The sequence below is a fragment of the Microbacterium sp. genome (genome assembly GCF_052099035.1).
GTDB lineage: Bacteria > Actinomycetota > Actinomycetes > Actinomycetales > Microbacteriaceae > Microbacterium.
On sequence record NZ_JBQDSX010000004.1, the window covers coordinates 88,127 to 92,212 of the forward strand.

Consider the following 4,086-nt stretch of genomic DNA (forward strand, 5'->3'; position numbering starts at 1 on the left):
GTAGGGGTCGGTCATCGCCGACATCGACCCGCCGAATGCGGTTTTCACATAGTTGCGGGTGAAGACATTGACGTGCAGTTCGACGGTGGCGTGCGTCCAGTCGTCGCTGAAGCGTCGAACCCGGATGCCGCTGAAGAAGTTCGGGGCCCACAGGCTCATTCCGATGGCGAGGCGACGGGGAGTGATCTTCATCTGTCCAGTGTGACCGAGCACACGCGGCAGCAATAACTGATGTGAGTGTTGCCACAGTTGTTCTAGTTGAACTAGAATTACTAGAAGTTCATACGGAAGGGGTGTGCGATGCTGATCAAGATTGACGTCGACAGCCCTCGGCCGCTGTTTGACCAGGTCGCGGCATCCGTTCGCGCGGATATTGTTGCCGGGCGACTGGCGCCGGGCGACCGGCTCGCGTCTGCGCGTGAGCTCGCTGACGCACTCGAGATCAACCTGCACACCGTGCTTCGCGCCTACCAGGAGCTGCGCGACGAGGGGCTCCTCGACCTCCGCAGGGGGAGAGGCGCCATCGTCGCCGCATCCGCCGCTCCACTGGCTGAACTTTCACACGACATCAACGCCCTCGTAACCCGCGCCGCTGCTCTCGGAGTATCGCCGACCACCCTTGCCGCTCTCATCAAGGAGATCCCCGCATGACCGACGGCATTCGCCGCTCTCGCACCGCCTTCATCTGGGTCGGGTTGATCATCCCACTGGTGATCCTCGTGGTCGCCAGTGCCGTGATCGCCGCGTGGTTGCCTGAACTCCCCGATCCGGTGGCGACGCACTGGGGCACTGAGGGGGTCAACGGGTTCGGGCCGGCGTGGACGTATCTCGCGATCCCGCTGGGGCTTGGCGGCGGGCTTGTCCTGTGCATGGGGCTTATCGCGATGTTTGCGCATCGGATGCCGCAGAGCAGTGCGAAACCCGCAGTCACGCAGTGGTCGCCGACGACACGCTTCATCGGCGGGATCAACCTTGCGCTGGCGGCGATGATGGCGTTCATCTCGCTGGTGAGCGTCAACATCCAACGAGGCCTCCCCGACTCGGCGGACACACCCGACATCGGACCCTGGGTGTTTGTCGGGTTCGGAATCCTGGTGGTGTTCACCGCACTCGGGTGGTTCCTGCAACCGAAGAGCGCGGTAGCGGCGATGGCGCAGGGAGCTCCAGCCGGCAGCATCCCGCTGACCGCTGGCGAGCGCGCAGCCTGGTTCGGCACCGCAATGATGGCCCGCTCCGGTGTCATCGTGCTGGGCGTCGGTCTGGCGCTGCTCCTGGTCTCGACCATCTTCGTCGCAGCGAGGGGTGACTCCAGTTGGGTGATCCTCGCCGGGACGACCGTGTTGATCGCCGTCCTCACCGCGTCGATGGTGGTGTTTCGGATACGAGTCAACGCGAACGGACTGCGCGCCCGGTCACTCATCGGCTGGCCGAACAACCGCATCCGGCTGGAAGACATCATCAAAGTCGAGACCGTGCAGATCAACCCGATGGCAGAGTTTGGCGGCTGGGGCTGGCGACTCGGAACCGACGGCCGCCGCGGGATTGTTCTGCGCGCCGGCGAGGCCCTGCAGGTGACGCAATCCAACGGCCGTGTGTTCGTCGTCACCGTCGACGGAGCATCCGATGCTGCCGCCGTCCTCGACACGCTCCGCGTGCAGACGCGCAACAATTGACGAAAGACAACACCATGACTCGCATCCGCCCGGCCGCCACCATTGCTTTCGTCGTACTCGCGCTGGGGCTCGCCTGGCTCGTTGCGCTGCCGCTGTGGCTCAGCGAAGGCCTCGCGAACCCGCTCGCCGGCATCCTGATCCAAACGATGATGTTCACACCGGCTCTCGCCGTGCTGATCGTTCTGCTCGTCTTGCGTCCGGTGCCGAAGGGTGAGCGCCTGCGGTTCCTGGGAATGTGGCCGCTGCGACCGGCCAAGCGCGTGGTCTGGATGATGGTGCTAGGGCTGTTCGGGCCCGTGGTGCTGATCGTCGCCTCGGTGGGCGTCGCCGCGCTGTGCGGCTGGGTGCAGCTCGACCTGTTCGGGTTCTCCGGCTACACCGAGCAGCTCGAGGCCCTGGTTCCAGCGGGTACGCCGCTTCCACCGACATGGGTGGCCGTGCTCGCGCAGCTCATCGCGATCCCGTTCGCTGCGGCGACCATCAATGCGCTGTTCGCCTTCGGGGAGGAGCTCGGCTGGCGCGGATTCCTCGTGCCCGCACTGCGCCCGCTCGGCACGTGGCCCGCACTCCTGATCAGCGGTGCCGTCTGGGGGCTGTGGCACGCGCCGGTCATCCTGCTCGGCTACAACTTCGGCCGGTACGACATCGCCGGCGTGCTGCTGATGACCGGGGGATGCATCGCCTGGGGCATCCTGCTCGGCTGGCTGCGCCTGCGCTCGGCATCGCTGTGGCCGGCGGTCTTCGCGCATGGCGCGATGAACGCGACTGCCGGTCTCATCGCCGTGCTCTACGCGGCGGGGACGAGCTTCGACATGGCCCTTGCCGGCCCCCTCGGCATCGCCGGCTGGATCGTCTGCGCGGTCGTCATCGTGATCCTCGCTCTGATGGGACAGTCCCGCCGTCAGCCCGAACTCGACGGATCGGTCGGACGGATGCTGTCGGTGCCACGTCAGCCTGCCCCTTGACGGTGACCGCGGGGAGCGGTTGGGTGGAGCCATGGCCGACTCCACTCCTGCGAACTGGCGTCTGACCGACGATTACCTCTCCGCAACTCTTGTCGGGCACGATGCGCAGCTCGAGGCCGCGCTCGCCGCGCAGACAGAAGCGGGGCTTCCCGCGATCGAGGTCGCACCGGTCGCCGGCAAGCTGCTGAACCTCATTGCCCGCATGAGCGGCGCTCGCCGCATCCTCGAGATCGGCACACTCGGCGGCTACTCCACGATCTGGCTCGCCCGTGCCGCCGGTGCCGACGGTGAGGTCGTGACGATCGAAGCGGAACCGGAGAACGCGGCGATCGCACGCGCGAGCATCGATGCGGCGGGCGTCGGTGAGCGGGTGGCGATCCGCATCGGTCGAGCATCCGACGTTCTTCCAACGCTCGAGGGGTCCGAGCCCTTCGATCTCGTCTTCATCGACGCGGACAAGCAATCGAACACGATCTACCTGGACTGGGCGGCCACGCTCGGTAGGGATGGGACCGTTATCGCGCTCGACAATATCGGCCGAGACGGCGAGGTCGTCCGTGCCGACAGCGTCGATCCGATGGTCATCGGCACACGTGACGCGCTTCGGATGCTGGCGGAGGACCCGCGCTTCGACGCGACTGCCCTGCAGACCGTGGGATCCAAAGGGTGGGATGGTTTCGCTGTCGCACTCGTCGTCGCGAGCTAGACTGACCACGGATCGACGACGCTCCACACCCACCTTTCTCTCTGATCAAGGAGTACATACGTGGCACTCATCGAGGCTGTAGGCGCACGCGAGATTCTGGATTCCCGTGGCAACCCGACCGTCGAGGTGGAGGTGCTCCTCGACGATGGAATCGTCCAGCGGGCAGCTGTTCCCTCCGGCGCATCCACCGGCGCATTCGAAGCGTATGAACTCCGTGATGGCGACAAGTCGCGCTATGGCGGCAAAGGCGTCCTGAAGGCCGTCGACGCTGTCATCGACGAGCTCGGTCCGGCCCTCGAGGGCGTCGAGGCGAGCGAGCAGCGCATCGTCGACGAGATCCTGAACGAGACCGACGGCACCGAGAACAAGAAGCGCACCGGCGCCAACGCGATCCTCGGCGTGAGCCTCGCGGTCGCCAAGGCCGCTGCCGACAGCGCAGACCTGCCGTTGTACCGCTACCTCGGCGGCCCGAACGCGCATGTCCTTCCCGTCCCGCTGTTCAACGTGATCAACGGTGGCGAGCACGCCGACAACGGCATCGACATGCAGGAGTTCTTCCTCGCTCCGATCGGCGCCGAGACGTACTCCGAGTCGCTGCGCTGGGGCGTGGAGACCTACCACGTGCTCCGTGGCGAGCTGAAGGCCGCCGGCTATGCCACCGGCCTCGGTGATGAGGGCGGCTTCGCTCCCGACCTGCCCAGCAACCGCGAGGGCCTCGACTTCCTGGTCAAGGCCATCGAGA

The 4,086-nt window shown here is 66.0% G+C and carries 5 protein-coding genes and 1 pseudogene; 5 read left to right on the plus strand and 1 reads right to left on the minus strand.

Features of this window, described 5'->3' with window-relative positions; genetic code table 11:
• Positions 1 to 192 (minus strand): annotated as a pseudogene (locus ACTIAO_RS02665) (tetrameric acyl-CoA thioesterase); the annotation flags it as partial.
• 108 nt (positions 193 to 300) lie between these two features.
• Between ACTIAO_RS02665 and ACTIAO_RS02670 the strand changes: the two are divergent.
• The 5 genes from ACTIAO_RS02670 to eno all read left to right on the plus strand — a co-directional run.
• On the plus strand, positions 301 to 651 hold the full coding sequence (locus tag ACTIAO_RS02670) for a GntR family transcriptional regulator (RefSeq protein ID WP_441904775.1): 351 nt from the start codon (positions 301 to 303) through the stop codon (positions 649 to 651).
• Positions 648 to 1,673, plus strand: coding sequence for a DUF1648 domain-containing protein (locus ACTIAO_RS02675; protein WP_441904776.1), 1,026 nt, complete (start codon positions 648 to 650; stop codon positions 1,671 to 1,673). The genes ACTIAO_RS02670 and ACTIAO_RS02675 overlap by 4 nt, the downstream gene beginning before the upstream one ends.
• A gap of 14 nt (positions 1,674 to 1,687) precedes the next feature.
• Positions 1,688 to 2,638, plus strand: a complete 951-nt coding sequence (locus ACTIAO_RS02680; protein ID WP_441904777.1) for a CPBP family intramembrane glutamic endopeptidase — start codon at positions 1,688 to 1,690, stop codon at positions 2,636 to 2,638.
• A gap of 31 nt (positions 2,639 to 2,669) precedes the next feature.
• Positions 2,670 to 3,344 (plus strand): O-methyltransferase, encoded by a 675-nt coding sequence (locus ACTIAO_RS02685; RefSeq protein ID WP_441904778.1) that lies wholly within the window; start codon positions 2,670 to 2,672, stop codon positions 3,342 to 3,344.
• Between the two features lie 60 nt (positions 3,345 to 3,404).
• The coding region (eno, locus tag ACTIAO_RS02690; protein WP_441904779.1) for a phosphopyruvate hydratase at positions 3,405 to 4,086 on the plus strand (682 nt) is incomplete at its 3' end.

Coding starts and splice junctions, on each gene's coding strand:
- ACTIAO_RS02680 (WP_441904777.1), top strand. CDS start 1,688: ATGACTCGCATCCGCCCGGCCGCCACCATTGCTTTCGTCGTACTCGCG.
- ACTIAO_RS02670 (WP_441904775.1), top strand. CDS start 301: ATGCTGATCAAGATTGACGTCGACAGCCCTCGGCCGCTGTTTGACCAG.
- ACTIAO_RS02685 (WP_441904778.1), top strand. CDS start 2,670: ATGGCCGACTCCACTCCTGCGAACTGGCGTCTGACCGACGATTACCTC.
- ACTIAO_RS02675 (WP_441904776.1), top strand. CDS start 648: ATGACCGACGGCATTCGCCGCTCTCGCACCGCCTTCATCTGGGTCGGG.